We start from the raw sequence: 17,519 nt of genomic DNA on the forward strand, positions 1-17,519 counted from the left end.
CGTCAAGTTCCTGGTCTGTCCCGTACCTTGCTCACAGTTCACATTCCGCGTGGACCATTTTCACCGCTGCGCAACCCTAGGACCCCAACAAATGTGGCTGCTACGTGGAGTCGATGTCTTCAATGTGTATTCGACGCAACATTGAGTCTCCGAGCGGATCATGGAACAATTTTCCGCGAGATTAGTATTCCGGGATTCGTAATTGTCGCTATATAAATCACGAAAAGCGAAGCAATGTCCATCGACGTGGCTGAGAAAATTCACGTGTCCATACAGATTAGGATCGGGAAGCAGGCGTGGAATTTTCAGAAATGGGTAGACGAGTAGTTTTGGTCAGCACCTGCCCGTCGATATGGACGGTATTCAAGCGATGGGGGAATACTCCACACTTGATGCGGCCGGAGCAATCGATGAGCACAAGATGTCGCGCGATCCCATGCACGACGCTTCCCACCGCCGCCAAATCCTGTGATCGCCGCGCTTGGGCGGCGGTAGCTCGGCGAAGGGCTCGTTAACAATACGATCGTGGTCGCTATTCGTATCGACGGCACAATCGTGAAGGTGCTCCGAGCACCGTGCCGGCGAGCTGCGACCTGTGCCGCTTGCCGGTGAGCGGCCGTTCAGCGCGCATGGCGCGCCATGCGTCCGCGTCCTTTTCAGAAAATCAGCGTGTTGTTCATCGCACGCAGGCAGACGGTCAGCAACTGGCTCGGGAAGAGGCCGAGCAGCACGACCGCGAGGCCGTTCACCACAAGGATCGTGCGCTTGCAGAAATCGCCCGAGATCGGCGTCGAATCCTGCGGGGCATCGAAGTACATCAGCTTGACGATGCGCAGGTAGTAGAACGCGCCGAACAGCGACGTGATCACGGCCAGCACGGCCAGCCACGTGAGACCGGCATTGACGGTCGCCTCGAGCACGGCGAGCTTCGCGTAGAAACCGACGGTCGGCGGGATGCCGGCCAGCGAGAACATCATGACCATCATCACGAACGCGAACACCGGGCTGCGCTTGTTGAGGCCCTTGAAGTCGTCGATCGTCTCCGCCTCGAAATCGCGGCGCGCGAGCAGCATCACCACGCCGAACGAGCCGAGCGTCGTGATCAGGTAGACGATCGCGTAGAACATCGCCGAGCTGTACGCGTTCGCCGGTGCCGCCGCGTCGCCCTTCACGATGCCCGCGAGCAGGCCGAGCAGCACGAAGCCCATGTTCGAGATCGCCGAGTACGCGAGCATCCGCTTGATGTTGCGCTGGACGATACCGGTGATGTTGCCGACGATCAGCGACAGCGCGGCCAGGATCATGAGCGCGGTCTGCCAGTTCTGGGCGAGCGGCAGCAGGCCCATCACCAGGAAGCGCAGACCCCACGCGAACGCGGCCACCTTCGGGCCGCCGCCGACGAACAGCGTCATCGCGGTCGGTGCGCCCTGGTAGACGTCCGGCACCCACATGTGGAACGGCACGGCGCCGAGCTTGAACGCGATACCGGCGACGATGAAGATCACGCCAAGCATCAGAATGGCCGAGTCAGTGTTGCCTTCGACGGCCTTGTAGACCTCAGAGAGGTTAAGCGAGCCGGTCGCGCCGTAGAGCATCGAGATACCGTACAGCACGAAGCCCGACGCGAGCGCGCCCAGTACGTAGTACTTCATCGCGGCTTCGCTCGACTGCGCGGCATCGCGACGCAGCGCGATGACCGCGTACAGCGACAGCGACATCAGTTCGAGACCGAGGTACAGCGTCAGGAAGTTGTTGCCCGAAATCATGACCAACTGCCCGAGCAGCGAGAACATGCCGAGCAGGATCGTGTGATCCTGGAACAGATTCCTGTCCTCGAGGTATCTGCGCGAGTAGGTGAGCGTTATGGCAAAACCCAGTGATGCAACCGATTTCATTACGTAGGAAAACGAATCGACGACGATCATTTGCGAGAAGTAGTAGTGCCTTGCTGCTCCCGTCGATGCGTACGCGAACCAGGTGCCTGAAGCCAGGGTTGCGATTACGGCGATCCAATAGATGATGCGCGTCGATTTTGCACTCGACGTGAAATCTCCTATCCGCATGGAAACGACGATTGCAACGACCAGCAGGAGATCCGGGAACAAATGATGTATGGGAGCGCTTTGCATAAAACGTGCCTCGAAATATAAAAACACGCACGGAAGCCTTGCGGGAAATCGCTCCTTTCAGTGCAGCCGATCTGACGTATTGGCCCGCCACTTGTCGCTACCGTTTCAATTCCAGTCAAGCGATAGGGAAGGCTGCGTAACGGCAGGAGTGACGAACCCGTCGGAGCGATTGCGGCAAGACTCCGAAAAAAATAGGGAAGCTGTCTGATCACCGGCGCAGTGCTTGCTCGAAATTCCGGGATGGAACGAAGAGGCAATCGCGCGGCGGGTTTCGCAAATCTGGTCGAATGCGTTTTCGGAATACGGCCGGCAGAAACGTCTTCGCAAATTCCCGGACGAGAACGGGATCGATTCAATGAATTGTGCGTCTTTGACGATCTCGCCAGGAAATAACGGGAATCGCGATGGCGGATCAGGCGGCGATTTTCATGATGATCAAGCCACTGACGATCAGGAGGGCGGCCACGACTCGCATGAGGTTGGCGGCCTCGCCAAGCACGAAAAGACCCACGAGAAAGGCGCCCACCGCTCCGATGCCGGTCCAGATCGTATAAGCAGTTCCCAACGGGAGCGCTCTCATGGAGATCGACAGCAGACCAAAGCTCGCAATCATCGTGGCGACCGTAACGACAGACGGCCACAATCTCGTAAATCCGAGTGACTGCTTCATGGAGAAGGCCCACACGACTTCCAGCAGGCCAGCAAGAATCAAGAAAATCCAGGCCATTCGGCTCTCCTAAAAAAGAGCCGGGCCGTCCCGGACATTTTCCCTTGATGGGTGAGGGCGTGGCCTCATTTTGATGAAAGTGGATTGTAATGTCTTTCCCGGGAGGAGGCAACCGATCGACATCGAAGCGATGCGATGCGGACCGTCGGGCCACGGACGGAAAGGTGTCGCTTGAAATCCGGCGGCGGCTTCGCGGCTGGCAGGCGTCGGTCCCGTTCGTTCTACGCTTTTGAATTCCCTATGGAACTTTATTCCCGCCTGCGGCGCCTGCCGGGGCGCGCCGTCGCTTCCGTTGCCGCAGGTTACGCCGCGCCCGAGCCCTTGGCCCACGATGCGTAGTAGCTTTTCATGTGCTCGACGAACACGCGCACTCTCGCCGGCGTGTGCCGATGTCGTGGATAAACCGCGTAGTAGCTCAGTTGCCCAAGCCGGTAACCGGGCAGGATACGCACGAGCCGGCCTTCGGCAATATCGCGCGCCACCGTGAGATGCGTGAACGCGGCGATGCCGAGCCCCGCGACCGCTGCCGCGTGAACCGCGGTAATGGCGTCGATCCGCAGCGCGGCTTGCCCTGCGATGCCCGTCGTGTCGCCGTTGTCGGCCGTCAGCGTCCAGTCGCCGTCACCCTGCGGTTTGCGATGCATCAGCAGGTCATGGCCGGCGAGGTCGACCGGCGACCTCGGCAGGCCGCGGCGCGCGACATAGGCAGGCGCGGCGACGAGGATCTCGTCCGAACGCGTCAGCGTCCTCGCGACCAGTTCCGAATCCGACAGCGCCCCGGTGATGCGCAATGCCACGTCGAAGCCGTCCGCGACGAGATTGACGAACCGGTCGCTGCACGAAATATCCAGTTGGACCTTCGGATAGCACGCCCGGAACGCCGGCAGCCACGCGCCCATTTCGAACGTGCCGATCGCCATCGGTATCGACACGCGCAACAGCCCGCTCGGCTCCGCACGTTCGGTCGACAGCGCGTCGGCTGCGGCATCCACGCGATCGAGAATGTCGACACACGATGCGTAGTACCGCTCGCCGTCGTCCGTCAGCGAGAAATGGCGCGTGCTGCGCTGTACGAGCTGCACGCCGAGCACGGCCTCGAGCTGTCGCAACTGGCGCGAGACCGTCGAGTGCGTCATGTCCAGCCGATCGCCCGCGATCGAGAAGCTGCGCGTCTCGGCCAGCGTGCGGTACACGCGCATTGCAAGCAGTTGATCCATGGAACGGCTCCCTACGCTTTTCCGGTTCGTCTGTCGGCCCGACGACGATGGCCGGCGCACATCTTATCCCGAGTCGCGGATACGGATGAAACCGGCCGACTCGCGCCGGCGAACGAATAAGACGGGTCCTATTCAGTCGCCTTCAGCGTTGATCGATACTCGATTCGATCGCATGGCCACGCCCTCCGCAACTGTGCGCGGCGCGCACAGATCATGTGCGCACGCGCGGTAGCCGGACATCGGCCCGCTCCCTAAACTCGCTTCATCCACTGACGAACCGGAGTACGACATGTCTCACCCGACCATTCTCGCCATCGTCGGCGCTTCGCAGCCGACCGTCCTGTCCCGCGCCAGCACGGCGCTGCTCGTCATCGACTTCCAGAACGAGTATTTCAGCGGTCGCATGCCGATTCCCGACGGCATGGCGGCCTTGAGCAATGCGAAGCGACTCGTCGATATGGCGGACCGTTACGAAATGCCGGTGTATCACGTGCAGCACGTGAATCCGGCTGGCGCGCCGGTATTCGCCGAAGATTCGCCGACCGTCGAATTCCACGAGGCCCTTCGACCCGAGCCGCGTCATCGCATCGTGCAGAAGTCCAACGTCAGCGTGTTTCAGGGCACCGACATCGAACAACGGCTGAAGACCGACGGCATCGAGACCGTGATCATCGCCGGCCTGATGACGCACGCGTGCGTCGCCGGCGCCGCGCGGGATGCGGCGCCAGCCGGGTTCGACGTGATTGTCGCGTCCGATGCGGCGGCGACGCGCGATATCGATTCGCCGGCCGGCGGAACCGTCGGCCATGCCGCGCTGCACGCGGCGTCGCTGGTTACTGTCGCCGATACGTTCGGCGCGGTGATGTCGACCGACGCGATCCTGGCCTTGCACATTCTCTGATCGGAAGAGTAATCTAAGGAATACAAATGAAATCGCTCTCGAAGTATCTCGCCGCTGCCACTGCCGTGTTCGCACTCGCCGCGCCGTTTGCCACCGCGACGCATGCCGCGGAACAGGCCAAGGCGGTCCCGCAGCCGCTCGTGTCCTTTCCCGCCTCCGACCTGAAATGGCGTGAGTTGCCGGGCACCGGCGGCATCAAGGTCGCCGACCTGCGCGGCAGCATCACCGGACACGGTCCGTACGACGCATTCGTGATCTTCCCGGCCGGCAAGGACAATCCGTATCACCTGCATACGCAGAACCTGCCGACGGTCGTGCTGAAGGGCACGTTCTACGCGATCATCGACGGCAAGCGTACCGAGTACCCGGCGGGCTCCTTCTACAACTTGCCCGCCGACATGCCGCATTACAGCGGCTGCGAGAAGGGCGAGGACTGCCTGCTGTTCCAGTACCAGGCCGATCACTTCGATCTCGTGCCGGTGGCAAGGAAGTAAGCCGGGCGGCCGCTCCGGAGGTGCGTCTGGATTCAGACAGGTTCTGATAGACGCCGCCGGGGCTGCCCGCAATCTCGGCCGCCTGATGACCCGGCGCCAGGGCACCTTCGACGTACCGCGCGATATCCTTCGTTCTTCCGCAAGGTCGACATCGCGGTGCTGGTGCTCACCGTCGCGAGTGTGCCTGTCGTGATGGCCGTCCTGCTCGCGCTGGCTTCAGGCGGACGGTGCGTGCGTCGCGCGCCGTTGAAGCGCTTCCTTCGCGAGGGTTTCCGTATCCGCGAGCCGCGCGTCGAACGACGTCAGGTCGCCACCGTGGACGAGGGCTTGCAGTTCGCCGACCGCATCGGCCACCGCATGCTCATGAATCGTCGCGAACGCGCCGCGCAGGGAATGAAGTTCGTGCCGCAGCGCGGCGATGTCATCGCGTGCCCGAGCATCGCGAATCCCCGCGAGCGATTGCACGAGACTCGTTTCGAGCAACGCATGCACATCCGGCGGCAACGGCCCTTCCGCCAGATCGACGAGCGCCCGCCGGGCCGGCGCCTGCGCGGCGGCATGCGCATACCGCCGCACGGTGTGATCGATCGTGTCGAGCAGCACCGGCTTCACCAGCACCGCGACGATCCCCGCTTCCGCACAGCGCGCATGCTCGGCCGCGCTCGCATGCGCGGTGACGGCCACTACCGGCATCTCCGGATACTGCGAACGCAGCACACGCGCGAGCGTATAGCCGTCCATCCCCGGCATGTTCAGGTCGGTCATCACGAGGTCGTAGCGCGCATCGGCGCATCGGCGCAGCGCCGCGGCCCCTTCCTCGGCCGCATCCGCCGCATAGCCGAGCGTGACGAGCTGCCCCTGCAGCAGCGTGCGGTTCACCGGATGATCGTCGACGACGAGCACGCGCGCGGTCACGGCCGGCAGCGCGGCATCGTCGGCCTGTGCGGCGTCGTGTTCGGCCACCTGCGCGTCGGTGGCCGGACGCAGCGGCAGCGTGACGACGAACGTGCTGCCCTTGTCGGGTTCGCTCTTCACGTCGACCGTGCCGTGCATCATCTGCGTGAGCTGCTTCGTCAGCGCGAGCCCGAGCCCCGTGCCGCCATAGCGGCGCGTGATCGACGTATCGGCCTGCGTGAATGGGCGGAACAGCGTCGCGCGCTGCGCTTCAGTCATCCCGATACCCGTGTCGCTCACGCCGATCGCGATCGGCGAAGCCGGGTCCGTGTCGTCGCGCAGGTACACCTCGAGCGTGATTTCGCCGTGGTTCGTGAACTTGATCGCGTTGCCGACGAGGTTCGCGGCGATTTGCCGGATCCGCGTCGGGTCGCCGAGATGGCGCGCGGGGAGCGCATCGTCGACGAACACGTCGAACTGCAGGCCCTTGGCCGCTGCGAGCGGCTCGAACATCGCGCCGGTCTGCCGGATCGTCTCCGCGAGATCGAACGGGATCGCCTCGATCGTCATCTGGCCGGCCTCGATCTTCGACAGGTCGAGGATGTCGTTGATCAGGTCGAGCAGCACCGACGACGCGCCTTCGACCGTATGCAGCCGCTCGCGCTGCGTGTCGGCCAGCGGCTCGCGGCCGATCAGTTCGAGGTTGCCGAGGATCGCGTTCAGCGGCGTGCGGATCTCGTGGCTCATCGTGGCCAGGAACGCGGATTTCGCGTTGTTCGCGGCGTCGGCGGCGCGCGCCGCTTCGTCGAGCCGGCGCTCGATGTTCTTCTGCGACGTGATGTCGGAGAAGTTGCACAGCACGACGTCCGTGTCGCGGAAGCGCGTGCGCACGAGGTTGACGAGCAGGTCGACGGTTTCGCCGCCGGCGGTCGGCAGCGTCACGTGCAGATCGGGTTGCCATGCGGCGGCGGCAGGCGAGCGGTCGAAGCGTTCGAGCAGCCGTGCCGGCAACGACGGTTCTCCCGCGCGGCGCGCATCGTAGTCGCGCATCGTGTCGTTCTGCAGCAGCACCGCGCCATCGGCGAGCGACAGCAGCGCGATGCCGGACGGCGCGGCTTCGACGATCGTCCGGTTCAGGTTCTCGCTGTCGATCACGCGGCGCGTGCGCGCGTCGTCGGGTTTCAGCACGCGGCGGTCAAAGCGCACGAGCAGCCACCACACGAGCGCGATCACCGCGAGCATGATCGCGACGTACCAGCCCGCGCGCAGGCCGATCGTCGCGAGCAGCGAGCGCAGCGTGAAGGCTTGCACGAGGGTCCAGTCGGTCTCGGGAATTGGCTGGCTCAGCGAAAACAGCCCGTCGCCGAAGGCCGTGCGCGGGTCGCCGCGGCGCGCGGCCTCGCGCGTACGCGCGGCGAGGCGTTCGATCGCGGCGCGCGTGGCGTCGTCATCGGCCGCAGTGCCCGCGCGCAGCAACGTGCGGCCGTGTGCATCGACGACGATCGCCGCGTCGGTCGTATCGCCCGTCGACAAGCGCGTGCGCAGCACGTCGACCGGCAGCGTCGACAGGAACACGGCGCGCGGCGATTGCCCGTCGTACACGGCGCCGGCGATCCGGAATACGTCGCGCCGCTGCACGGGGTCGTAGACGGGCGGATGCCATTCGTATTGCCCGGGCGGCGGCGTGCCGACGCCGGCGGCGACCTTGGCGACGAGCGTGGCCGCATCGGTGGCGGGCGACGCGGTGAGCGGATCGGGCGGCACCGGTTCGGGAATCACGACCGCGAAGCTGCGGTCGGGGCGATACGCGTAGCCGGCGATCGAGCGGTCGGCGTCGTGCTTCGCGACGTATGCGCCGACGCGATAGCTCATGTCGCTCGCCATCGCGAGATCGTGGGCGTAGCTGTCGGCCGGGTGCGCGGGCGACAGGTCGGCCAGCACGAGCGTCGGCGGGAAAGCCGGGCTGCCCTGGATGATCAATCGGCCGCGGCCGGCCGCGAGGGCGGCCACGCGGGCGGGATCGGTCGCGCGCGAATTCCACACGGCTTCGTCGTGCGTGACGAGCGTGTCCATGCCCGTCGTACGCATCTTGAATTCGATCTGGACGAGAAACTGCCGCACCGCGAAGGTCGTATAGCGCGCCTGGATCGCCTCGCGCGCCATCGTGTACAGCATCAGGCCGCTCGCGAGCAGGATCGCGACCGTCACGGCCGCGCCGCCGGCATAGAGCAGCGCGCGCTGGCGACGGCCGACGCGGGTCGGCGCGGCGGACGCGTGCGCGGCGGCTGAGCGGGAATGATCGGGTGCGGCGCGGTGGTCCATCGGGAGCGGGGCGGTCGGCCAGGGTGCCCCCATGATAATGGAGTCCGATCAGCGCGCAATGGGGCCTGTCAGGGTTGCGGGGGCGGGCCGTCGAGTCGACCGGGCGACGCACGCGCGATGAAGGCGCGGCGACTGGCGACCGCGCGAGCCGGCAGGATGCCGATGCGCCGCCGACTATTGTCGCGTCGCGTCTTCCTCCGCGGGCTCCGTACCCGGCTCGCACGTGACGAGCCGATAGCCGAACCCGTACATCGTCATCATCTTCACGCCATGCCGGCCGTCGAGTTCGAGCCGGTCGCGCAGATACGCGACGTGCGTGTCGAGCCGCCGGCTGGAGGCGGCGACGAGCGATCCCCACACGAGCTGGCTCACGTGCGCGCGGTCGAGCGCGCGGCCCATGTTCAGGAAGAACGCGGTCGCGATCTGGAAATGCTTCTCGGTCAGCACGTGCTCGCGGCCGGCCACGTTCACGCTGCGTGCGGCCGTATCGAATTCGAACGCACCGATCCGCCAATGACGATGATGGGTCGCACGATGATGCGACCAGCGCAGCCATGTCGCGATGCTGGCGATCAGCGTGTCCGGCGGCACGCCGTACGGATGGTGTTCGTTGGCGCCGGCGACGAAACACGCGGAGCGCGCGAGCTCCGCGTCGCGCTGGCTGATCGACACGATCGCCACGGTGCCGGCGAATCGCGCGCGCAGCGCCTGGATCGCGTCGGTCGTGCGGCGGCAAGCCGATTCGCATTGCACGATGAAGAGATCGAACGCGCGCGTGTCGCAGGCCGCGAGCAGGTCGGGCAGATACTCGAAGCGCGACGGCCGGTAGCCGGCGCGGCGCAGGATATCGTCGATGCGCAGGCGGTCGTAGCCGTAACCGGCACGCCGCAGCCGATCGTCGAACGTGCCGCGGCTCGGATGGTCGATCGTCAGGATCGCGATGGCGGTGGAAGGGGCGTCGGTCACGATGCGGGCGGACGAAGCCGGCGCGGCGCGGGTGCGGCGTGCGTACGCGGTCGGACGAAAAGAGGCGGGATCATGGCCGGACAGTTCCGGGCAGCTAGCGGCGTGACGCCGTCCAAAAAAAGTCCCGCCGGGGAGGGCGGGAAAAGTATCGACTATGGAGCCTGTACTCCAGGAGGCAACGGAGGACAAGCAAGCCGATTGTGTTCGGTTCGGACTCTGAAGAAAATCAGTCTGGTCTGAAATTGTGCACGACGAGTGCATTCCATCCGGTACCCTCGTTCAAACAAAGCGATCTTCTTGTCGCTTTCTGTCGGCAGCAATCCTTCGTTAGAGCGATCTGCATGATTTTTGTCTATCGCTACCGGGTGAAATCGCTCAACGGACTGCTCAACAAGCAGAGCCGTGCGATGAACTCCGTCTGGAACTTCTGTAACGACACGCGGAAGCACGCGCTCAAGTGGAACAAGGGGCAACGTCGAGACCGGCTTCAACACGTTCTCGAGCCGTATCAACGCGCGTGACGCGCAACTGAAGGCGAAGCTGTCGTCGAACGTGGTTGTTCATGGGCCTGCGCGGCCGGTTCTGATGGCGATGCGTCGTCGTGTGAGTCGGCGCGTGCATGCGTGAGGAAGGGTATCCGGCCCGGTTTCCCGTCGTTGCGATAGGACTGGGCCTACCGCCGCGTGTGGCGCGATGTATCGTGGTCCGATTTACCGAAACCGGTGCCAAAGCGATACTCGAAGCCATTCGTTCAACTACGGGAGCACGGATTGCCGCGGCGGATGTCGCGCAATGCGTCGTCGACATCATGAGCATGCAGGACATCACCGGGCATTACGCGATTCCGCTCGCGCATCCGTTCTCCGATGTGCCGCCGCCGTACGGCCGGCGACGCCGGCCGTTCGTGGCGAGCCGACGCGCGCGGCAACACGTGTTCGATATCTACGGCCCGCCCCGCATGCCGGCACCCGCGGCGGGCGGCGGCAACGTCGCCAAGGCTGCGCGGCCGGTCAAGACCGTTCGCGCGGCCGACTTCGGCTCCGACAACCGCGCGTGGGTGCGCCCACATCCGCTGCGTCGCCGCTGGCGGCTCACGCTGATGGCGTGCGCACTGTTCGGCGCGACGTGCGTGCTCGCGACGCATCTGGTCGACGAGCGCCAGCACGCGGCCGAGCAGGGTGCGGTCTATTCGGCGGTGATTTCGGCCGGGCCGACGGCGGCCGTCGCGGCGACCGAAGTCGCGCGGGCGACCGGCCGCCCGGCGGAAGTGTCGATCGTGCGGGCGGATCGTGCGGCGCCGACGGATGCGCAGATGAAGGCCGCCGCGACGGTGGTGGCGGAAACCGCGTCCGCGCAGGCGCGCGCGTTGCACGTCGCAGGCAGCGGGTCGGCGGGCGAGCCGGTGGCGGTGGCGATGGCGGTTGCGTCGAATGCCGTCGTCGCCGAAGCCGCCGCGCCGCGTGCGGATCGTGGATCGTCGGCGAGCAAGCCGGTTGCGGTGGCTGAGCGCTCGGCGGCGACGAAGTCCGCTGCGGCGCCGCGCGGCAAGGCGGCGCGTCAGGCGGGCGCGAACGCACCTGCCGCGCAACATGCGACGAATGCGGCACGCGGTGCGACGCCGCATGCTGCGCAGCAAATGACCCGTGCGACCGATGTGCCGCCACCTGCGCCGATATCGAGTTCGGCCCAGGCCGTCGGCATGACGGCCGCGGAGTTCACGCAATGGCTCGCCGCGACGCGCGACACGTCGCGACCGACCGCGGGCGGCACCGATCTCGCGGTCGAGCTGCCGAGCCACACGCGGTTGATCGAGCGCTGACCGGCGAGCGTTACGCGGCTGATGTATCGACGGGCGGAGCAGCCCCGGGGCGACGCCCTGCATCGGCGTCGCTTTCCCGGTTTCCATATTTCGACTATTATCGAAATATGGAAACCAACGAAACCATTGCCGCGCTCGCGGCGCTCGCGCATGAATCGCGCCTCGCGGTCTTTCGCGCGCTCGTGCAGGCCGGGCCGCAAGGCATGCCGGCCGGCCAGATCGCCACGCTGCTCGCCGTGCCGCCGTCGTCGCTGTCCTTTCACCTGAAAGAACTCGCGCATGCGCGGCTCGTGACGAGCCACCAGGACGGCCGCTTCGTGTTCTATTGCGCGAACTTCGACACGATGAACGGGCTGCTGGGCTATCTCACGGAAAACTGTTGCGGCGGCAATCCGTGCTCGCCGGTGTCCGGCTGTTCGCCTTCCGGAAAGACCAATCGCCCCCGTCAATCCTGACGCGCATTCGCGCGACCGCCCTATGACCACGAACGTCCTGATCCTCTGCACCCACAACTCGGCGCGCAGCGTGCTGGCGGAAGGCATGCTCAATCACTGGGCCGCGAAGCTCGGCAAGGATGTGCGTGCCTACAGTGCCGGCAGCGCGCCGAGCGGCCGGCTGAATCCGTTCGCGCTGGAGGCGCTGACGAACGCCGGCGTCGACGTTGACGGGTACCGCAGCAAAAGCTGGGACGAGTTCGTCGGTGATGGCGCTCCGGAGATGCGCGTCGTCATCACGGTGTGCGACAGCGCGGCGTCCGAGACGTGTCCGTATTGGCCCGGCAGCCCGGTCAAAGTGCATTGGGGCTACGCCGATCCGTCGCACGCGACGGGCGGCGACGACGGCAAGCGTCTCGCCTTCGAACTGACGCGGCAAGCGATCGGGTACCGGATGCTGCAGTTGCTGGCGCTGCCGCTCGATCGCATGAGCGACGACGCACTCCGCGCAGCGCTGATCGAGATTGCCCAACACTGATCGCTGACAAGGCGATGTGCGCGAAACGCGCGCCGCCTCGACTTCAAGACCGACCCGCGCCCGATGCCTACGTCCAACGTCACGCCGCCCGACACGGCGGTCGCCAAATCCGCCATCAACTTCTTCGAACGCTATCTGACCGTCTGGGTGGCGCTGTGCATCGTCGTGGGCATGGCGCTCGGCCAGGCGCTGCCGGCCCTGTTTCAGGCAATTGGCCGGATGGCCTACGCCCAGGTCAATCTGCCGGTCGGATTGCTGATCTGGGTGATGATCATCCCGATGCTGGTCAAGGTCGATTTCGGCGCATTGCATGAAGTGCGTCAGCATGTCAAAGGCATCGGCGTCACGCTCGTCGTGAACTGGCTCGTCAAGCCGTTCTCGATGGCGTTCCTCGGCTGGCTGTTCATCCGCCACCTGTTTGCACCGCTGCTGCCGGCGGACCAGATCGACAGCTATATCGCCGGGCTGATCCTGCTGGCGGCCGCGCCGTGCACGGCGATGGTATTCGTGTGGAGCCGGCTCACGGGCGGCGATCCGCTGTTCACGCTGTCGCAGGTCGCGCTGAACGACAGCATCATGGTGATCGCGTTCGCGCCGCTGGTCGGCCTGCTGCTGGGCATGTCGGCCATCACGGTGCCGTGGGCGACGTTGCTCACGTCGGTTGCGCTCTACATCGTCATTCCGGTGATCCTCGCGCAGATGCTGCGCAAGCGATTGCTCGCGAACGGCCAGGCGGCGTTCGATGCCGCGATGACGAAGATCGGCCCGTGGTCGATCGCCGCGCTGCTGGCCACGCTGGTGCTGTTGTTTGCGTTTCAGGGTGAAGCGATCCTGAAGCAGCCGCTGGTGATCGCGCTGCTCGCGGTGCCGATCCTGATCCAGGTGTTTTTCAATTCCGCGCTCGCGTACTGGCTCAATCGCGCGGTAGGCGAACAGCACAGCGTGGCCTGCCCTTCGGCGCTGATCGGCGCATCCAACTTTTTCGAACTGGCGGTTGCGGCCGCGATCAGCCTGTTCGGTTTTCATTCTGGCGCAGCGCTGGCCACCGTCGTCGGCGTGCTGATCGAAGTGCCGGTGATGTTGCTGGTCGTGCGCATCGTCAACCGGTCGAAGGGCTGGTACGAGTGCCGGGCTTGAGATCACGAAACCCTCTACCCATGACCGACTATCTGAACGATCTGCCGCAACTCGACGCCACGCTGTTTCGCGTGCCGGACGTCGCGCAACTGCGGCCTGCGGCGCCATCGACGCGTCCGCCGCGGTTCCTGCTGCTGTACGGCTCGCTGCGCGAGCGTTCGTTCAGCCGTCTGCTGGTCGAGGAAGCCGCGCGCCTGCTCGCGGCGATGGGCGCCGAGGTGCGGGTGTTCAATCCGAGCGGCCTGCCGCTGCCCGATGACGCGCCGGAGAGCCACCCGAAAGTGGTCGAGCTGCGCGAGCTCGTAATGTGGTCGGAAGGCATGGTGTGGTGTTCGCCGGAACGGCATGGCGCGATGACCGGGATCATGAAAGCGCAGATCGACTGGATTCCGCTGTCGGTCGGCGCCGTCCGGCCGACGCAGGGCAAGACGCTCGCGGTGATGCAGGTGAGCGGCGGCTCGCAGTCGTTCAACGCGGTGAACCAGATGCGCGTGCTCGGGCGCTGGATGCGCATGCTGACCATCCCGAACCAGTCGTCGGTGGCCAAGGCGTTCATGGAATTCGACGAGGCGGGGCGGATGAAGCCGTCCGCGTATTTCGATCGCGTGGTGGACGTGATGGAAGAACTGGTGAAGTTCACGCTGCTCACGCGCGACGTTGGCCCCTATCTGGTCGACCGGTATAGCGAGCGCAAGGAAAGCGCGGAAGAACTTTCGAAACGCGTCAATCAAGCGCGTATCTAGCGTTCGTCGTCGAATCGACGCCGGGGCGCTCGGGCACGTGCCGGTGCGCAGTGTCGGATTGGCGGGAGCGTGTTGGATCCAGGGATGTGACAGCAAACCAGGAGTGGAACGATGACACATATTCGTCAAGCGATCGAATCCGATCTGGCCTCGATCGAGGCGCTGCTTCGGGCCAGCGGTTTGCCGACCGAGGGCGTCGCCGTTTATCTGCCGCATTTCGTTGTTGCCGACGCGGCATCTGGCATCGTCGGATGTGGCGGAATCGAGTTCCACGGATGTCATGCGCTCATTCGTTCGATCGCTGTCGTCGAACACGCGCGTCGTGCCGGCGTCGGGCGGATGCTGGTGGCCCGTTTGCTCGCGGCATGCCGCGAGCGTGCCGTCCGGTCGGTCGGGTTGCTGACCACGACGGCGGAAGATTACTTCGCCGGGCAGGGTTTCGTCCGTATTGCCCGCGAAGATGTACCGGCACCGTTGTTGGCGTCCAGCCAGTTTCAGGGCGTCTGTCCGGGGTCGGCCGTCGCGATGCTGATGACGTGCGACGGCAAAATCAGACTCGACTGATTCCCTTCCCGATTCACATTCCCGACAATTCAGTTTCTGCGGCCCGGCATACCCCTGTGTGCCGGATCATGGAGATATCTCCTCTTCGCGGCCGGTCGTCTCGACTGGCCGCTTTTTTATTCCCGTTCGTTACCGGAGAGCACGATCGCGATGCAGCTCGACCGCCTGATCCCTGAAATCCTGTTCGGCTTCACGGGCCTGATCGGCATCATCAACCCGTTCGGCATGGCGTTCGTGTTTCTCGAACGCACGCAGTCGCTGAGCGAAGCCGAGCGCGCGATCCTGTCGAAGCAGCTCGCGACGAACGTGTTCTTCACGCTGCTCGTGATCTTCTTCGTCGGCGCGCCGGTGCTGAACTTCTTCGGGATCTCGATGGAGGCGCTGCGGATCGGCGGCGGCTTCGCGGTCGCGGTGGCCGGCTGGTCGATGCTGAATGCGCCGGACGTCCCGGCCGGCGGCGACGTGGCCGCGCACGGCGACGACTTGCAGAAGCTGATGTCGCGCGCGTTCTTTCCGCTGACGGTGCCGCTGACGATCGGCCCAGGCTCGATCGCGGCCGGCATCGCGCTGCATGCCAATCGCGCGCATACCGCGAGCGATTACCTGCTGTCGGGCGTCGTGTCGGTGGCGGTCGCGGCGCTCGTCGCGTTCGCGATCTGGCAGATCTACAGCCGCGCGACGACGCTCGCGCGTTATCTCGGCAGCGAAGGGACGAAGGTCGCGATGCGCGTGTCCGCATTCCTGCTGCTGTGCGTGGGCGTGCAGATCATGCTGACCGGGTTGGCCGCGTTCGTGCAGATGCTGGGCGGGCAGGCGGGGTGACGGATGGCATAGGCGCCGACCGTTCGTGCATGAAGTGTTTGCTCGTCTACAACTGAGTAAGGTGATAAAAGTGGTGCGTTATTGCATCAATTTTGATGGGGGAGACAATGCGAACCACGGTCACTATCGACGACGATCTCTACACGAAGGCCCTCCAAATGGCCGAGCCCGGAATGGATAAGGCGGACTTGTTCAGGGAGACAATCAAGACGTTCGTACGTGTCCAGGCCGCCAAACGCCTGGCAGCACTGGGCGGATCCATGCCCGGCATGGCAGATATTCCGCGACGTCGCCAGGAACCGGAATCGCAATGAATGTGTTGATTGACACGTCAGTCTGGGTTGATCACTTTCGAAACAGAAATCGGACACTTTTCGAGTTGCTTGCGCTGGATGCCGTGCTGATGCATCCGATGGTGCTGGGTGAACTCGCTTGCGGGACGGCGCCGGCGCCACGACTGCGAACGCTGAACGACCTCGGATTGCTTCAGGAATGCAATCAGGCCAGCGTGCCTGAGGTAATGGCATTCGTGGAGCGCGAGAAGCTCTACGGGATGGGGGGCTCGCCGATCTGACCTTGTTGGCGTCCATGTTGATCACGCCGGGGGCGCGCTTCTGGACCCTGGATCGTCGTCTTGCAGCGTTGGCGGATCGTTTCTCGGTCGAATTCCGTTCGACTTCAAAGTGAGCTAAGGACGGCATGCGCCGGCGTCGGCCGCAGGAAAGGAATCGGAATAGAACAGGGCCTACTCCGGTCGTCGTGGCGCAGCAGCGTCAATTGGCTCGGGCGGCGGAACCGCCGCGCCGCAGTTCGGGCAGCAGCGTGTATCCGTATCAGCATTCGGGCGCTTGCGCTCCATCGCCGATGCAACCAGCTCAGCGCCCATGATCCCGGTCGGAAACGCGATGATCCCGTAGCCGAGCAGGATCGCGCACGACGTGATCAGCCGGCCGAGCGGCGTGACGGGCGTCAGGTCGCCATAGCCGGTCGTGCTCATCGTCACGGCCGCCCAGTAGACGCCCACCGGAATGCTCGTGATCCCGTGCTCCGGCCCTTCGACGAGAAAGATCACGGTGCCGAGAATCACGACGAGCACGAACATCCCGCCGATGAACACGAAGATCTTGCGTCGCGCGCGCGTGAGCGCCCGGATCAGCATCTGCCCTTCCTCGAGATAGATCGACAGCCCGAGGATGCGGAACACGCGCAGCAGCCGCAGCAGCCGCACGTCGATCAGCGCGTGCAGGCCGGGGAAGAAGAACGCGAGATAGGTCGGCAGCACCGACACGAGATCGACGATGCCGAAGAAGCTGCGCGCATACGCGGCCGGTTTCTTCGCGGTGCAGAGGCGCAGCAGGTACTCGGCGGAAAACAGCAGCGTGAACGCCCATTCGGCCGCGTAGAGCGCGTGACCGTATTGCGCGTGCAGTTCCTGCACGCTGTCGGCCATCACGACGAGCACGCTCGCGACGATGAGCGCGAGCACCGCGATGTCGAGCTTGCGCAGGAACGACGGGCGGCGCGCGACATGCGTGACGGCATCGCGCGCCGCATCGAGGGAGGACTGGATCGGCGAAATCATGGGCCCGAGTGTACGGACGGCGTCTGGCCGAGCCAATCGGACCTGTCCGATATGAGGTTTTTCGGGCGTCTACGACGAACCTGCCTGCGATGAGCGTTGGTTCCCTGGCGAGCGTGACGAGCGCGTTGGCTTCGCGGATTTCCACGGAAAGTCGTTACCGCTTTGCCGTTGCTCCCTGCGTTTTCTCACTTCAACTGCTCTCGCAAATTCGCGAGTCAAAGCCGTAATAC

General features: G+C 64.8%; 16 protein-coding genes and 2 pseudogenes. 12 read left to right on the forward strand and 6 right to left on the reverse strand.

Annotated elements, in window-relative coordinates:
* Nucleotides 1-656: 656 nt before the first annotated feature.
* The 3 genes from nuoN to HWX62_RS04745 form a co-directional block, all read right to left on the reverse strand.
* Entirely contained in the window at nucleotides 657-2,129 is a 1,473-nt protein-coding gene (nuoN, locus tag HWX62_RS04735; protein WP_175930310.1) for an NADH-quinone oxidoreductase subunit NuoN, read from the reverse strand.
* A 412-nt stretch (nucleotides 2,130-2,541) separates the two neighbouring features.
* Nucleotides 2,542-2,856 carry an SMR family transporter gene (locus tag HWX62_RS04740; protein ID WP_175930309.1) on the reverse strand — a complete coding sequence of 105 codons (315 nt, stop codon included), beginning with the start codon at nucleotides 2,854-2,856 and terminating at the stop codon, nucleotides 2,542-2,544.
* 302 nt (nucleotides 2,857-3,158) lie between these two features.
* The gene (locus tag HWX62_RS04745) at nucleotides 3,159-4,073 is read right to left on the reverse strand and encodes a LysR family transcriptional regulator (protein WP_175930308.1); all 915 of its coding nucleotides are present in this window, start codon (nucleotides 4,071-4,073) and stop codon (nucleotides 3,159-3,161) included.
* A gap of 289 nt (nucleotides 4,074-4,362) precedes the next feature.
* On the opposite strand from HWX62_RS04745, the gene HWX62_RS04750 reads away from it, so the two are divergent.
* A complete protein-coding gene (locus HWX62_RS04750) occupies nucleotides 4,363-4,974 on the forward strand; it encodes an isochorismatase family protein (protein ID WP_175930307.1) in 612 nt (203 codons plus the stop codon).
* 26 nt (nucleotides 4,975-5,000) lie between these two features.
* Nucleotides 5,001-5,468, forward strand: coding sequence for a cupin domain-containing protein (locus tag HWX62_RS04755; RefSeq protein ID WP_175930306.1), 468 nt, complete (start codon nucleotides 5,001-5,003; stop codon nucleotides 5,466-5,468).
* 216 nt (nucleotides 5,469-5,684) lie between these two features.
* Here HWX62_RS04755 and HWX62_RS04760 read toward each other — a convergent pair whose 3' ends face one another.
* Nucleotides 5,685-8,717 (reverse strand): hybrid sensor histidine kinase/response regulator, encoded by a 3,033-nt coding sequence (locus tag HWX62_RS04760; protein ID WP_244135965.1) that lies wholly within the window; start codon nucleotides 8,715-8,717, stop codon nucleotides 5,685-5,687.
* Between the two features lie 141 nt (nucleotides 8,718-8,858).
* Nucleotides 8,859-9,650 (reverse strand): winged helix-turn-helix domain-containing protein, encoded by a 792-nt coding sequence (locus HWX62_RS04765; protein ID WP_244135966.1) that lies wholly within the window; start codon nucleotides 9,648-9,650, stop codon nucleotides 8,859-8,861.
* Between the two features lie 341 nt (nucleotides 9,651-9,991).
* On the opposite strand from HWX62_RS04765, the pseudogene HWX62_RS04770 reads away from it, so the two are divergent.
* From HWX62_RS04770 to HWX62_RS04815, 10 genes and pseudogenes are all read left to right on the forward strand, one after another.
* Nucleotides 9,992-10,117: pseudogene (locus tag HWX62_RS04770) on the forward strand (RNA-guided endonuclease TnpB family protein); the annotation flags it as partial.
* A 341-nt stretch (nucleotides 10,118-10,458) separates the two neighbouring features.
* Nucleotides 10,459-11,469 carry a serine protease gene (locus HWX62_RS04775; protein ID WP_175930305.1) on the forward strand — a complete coding sequence of 337 codons (1,011 nt, stop codon included), beginning with the start codon at nucleotides 10,459-10,461 and terminating at the stop codon, nucleotides 11,467-11,469.
* Nucleotides 11,470-11,576: 107 nt separating this feature from the next.
* Complete coding sequence (locus HWX62_RS04780; protein ID WP_175930304.1) at nucleotides 11,577-11,924, forward strand: metalloregulator ArsR/SmtB family transcription factor; 348 nt, start codon at nucleotides 11,577-11,579, stop codon at nucleotides 11,922-11,924.
* A gap of 22 nt (nucleotides 11,925-11,946) precedes the next feature.
* A complete protein-coding gene (locus HWX62_RS04785) occupies nucleotides 11,947-12,441 on the forward strand; it encodes an arsenate reductase ArsC (protein WP_175930303.1) in 495 nt (164 codons plus the stop codon).
* Nucleotides 12,442-12,504: 63 nt separating this feature from the next.
* Nucleotides 12,505-13,578, forward strand: coding sequence for an ACR3 family arsenite efflux transporter (gene arsB, locus HWX62_RS04790; protein WP_175930302.1), 1,074 nt, complete (start codon nucleotides 12,505-12,507; stop codon nucleotides 13,576-13,578).
* A 20-nt stretch (nucleotides 13,579-13,598) separates the two neighbouring features.
* Nucleotides 13,599-14,321 (forward strand): arsenical resistance protein ArsH, encoded by a 723-nt coding sequence (gene arsH, locus HWX62_RS04795; RefSeq protein ID WP_175930301.1) that lies wholly within the window; start codon nucleotides 13,599-13,601, stop codon nucleotides 14,319-14,321.
* Between the two features lie 111 nt (nucleotides 14,322-14,432).
* Nucleotides 14,433-14,885 (forward strand): arsenic resistance N-acetyltransferase ArsN2, encoded by a 453-nt coding sequence (gene arsN2 / locus HWX62_RS04800; protein WP_175930300.1) that lies wholly within the window; start codon nucleotides 14,433-14,435, stop codon nucleotides 14,883-14,885.
* Between the two features lie 150 nt (nucleotides 14,886-15,035).
* On the forward strand, nucleotides 15,036-15,707 hold the full coding sequence (locus HWX62_RS04805; RefSeq protein ID WP_175930299.1) for a MarC family protein: 672 nt from the start codon (nucleotides 15,036-15,038) through the stop codon (nucleotides 15,705-15,707).
* Nucleotides 15,708-15,814: 107 nt separating this feature from the next.
* Nucleotides 15,815-16,021, forward strand: a complete 207-nt coding sequence (locus HWX62_RS04810) for a type II toxin-antitoxin system VapB family antitoxin (protein ID WP_175930298.1) — start codon at nucleotides 15,815-15,817, stop codon at nucleotides 16,019-16,021.
* Nucleotides 16,018-16,394, forward strand: a pseudogene (locus tag HWX62_RS04815) (PIN domain-containing protein). Before HWX62_RS04810 ends, HWX62_RS04815 begins: the two are co-directional and overlap by 4 nt.
* Before the next feature lie 58 nt (nucleotides 16,395-16,452).
* Here HWX62_RS04815 and HWX62_RS04820 read toward each other — a convergent pair.
* Nucleotides 16,453-17,289 carry an ion transporter gene (locus HWX62_RS04820; protein WP_175930297.1) on the reverse strand — a complete coding sequence of 279 codons (837 nt, stop codon included), beginning with the start codon at nucleotides 17,287-17,289 and terminating at the stop codon, nucleotides 16,453-16,455.
* Between the last annotated feature and the right edge of the window lie 230 nt (nucleotides 17,290-17,519).

The organism is Burkholderia sp. BCC0506 (assembly GCF_902833145.1).
Classification (GTDB): Bacteria; Pseudomonadota; Gammaproteobacteria; order Burkholderiales; family Burkholderiaceae; genus Burkholderia.

What these genes read in the sequence shown, in the direction of transcription:
- nuoN (WP_175930310.1), bottom strand. Translation starts at nt 2,129, where the DNA reads ATGCAAAGCGCTCCCATACATCATTTGTTCCCGGATCTCCTGCTGGTC.
- HWX62_RS04785 (WP_175930303.1), top strand. Translation starts at nt 11,947, where the DNA reads ATGACCACGAACGTCCTGATCCTCTGCACCCACAACTCGGCGCGCAGC.
- arsB (WP_175930302.1), top strand. Translation starts at nt 12,505, where the DNA reads ATGCCTACGTCCAACGTCACGCCGCCCGACACGGCGGTCGCCAAATCC.
- HWX62_RS04820 (WP_175930297.1), bottom strand. Translation starts at nt 17,289, where the DNA reads ATGATTTCGCCGATCCAGTCCTCCCTCGATGCGGCGCGCGATGCCGTC.
- HWX62_RS04780 (WP_175930304.1), top strand. Translation starts at nt 11,577, where the DNA reads ATGGAAACCAACGAAACCATTGCCGCGCTCGCGGCGCTCGCGCATGAA.
- HWX62_RS04805 (WP_175930299.1), top strand. Translation starts at nt 15,036, where the DNA reads ATGCAGCTCGACCGCCTGATCCCTGAAATCCTGTTCGGCTTCACGGGC.
- HWX62_RS04760 (WP_244135965.1), bottom strand. Translation starts at nt 8,717, where the DNA reads ATGGGGGCACCCTGGCCGACCGCCCCGCTCCCGATGGACCACCGCGCC.
- HWX62_RS04810 (WP_175930298.1), top strand. Translation starts at nt 15,815, where the DNA reads ATGCGAACCACGGTCACTATCGACGACGATCTCTACACGAAGGCCCTC.
- HWX62_RS04740 (WP_175930309.1), bottom strand. Translation starts at nt 2,856, where the DNA reads ATGGCCTGGATTTTCTTGATTCTTGCTGGCCTGCTGGAAGTCGTGTGG.
- arsN2 (WP_175930300.1), top strand. Translation starts at nt 14,433, where the DNA reads ATGACACATATTCGTCAAGCGATCGAATCCGATCTGGCCTCGATCGAG.
- HWX62_RS04745 (WP_175930308.1), bottom strand. Translation starts at nt 4,073, where the DNA reads ATGGATCAACTGCTTGCAATGCGCGTGTACCGCACGCTGGCCGAGACG.
- HWX62_RS04755 (WP_175930306.1), top strand. Translation starts at nt 5,001, where the DNA reads ATGAAATCGCTCTCGAAGTATCTCGCCGCTGCCACTGCCGTGTTCGCA.
- HWX62_RS04750 (WP_175930307.1), top strand. Translation starts at nt 4,363, where the DNA reads ATGTCTCACCCGACCATTCTCGCCATCGTCGGCGCTTCGCAGCCGACC.
- HWX62_RS04775 (WP_175930305.1), top strand. Translation starts at nt 10,459, where the DNA reads ATGAGCATGCAGGACATCACCGGGCATTACGCGATTCCGCTCGCGCAT.
- arsH (WP_175930301.1), top strand. Translation starts at nt 13,599, where the DNA reads ATGACCGACTATCTGAACGATCTGCCGCAACTCGACGCCACGCTGTTT.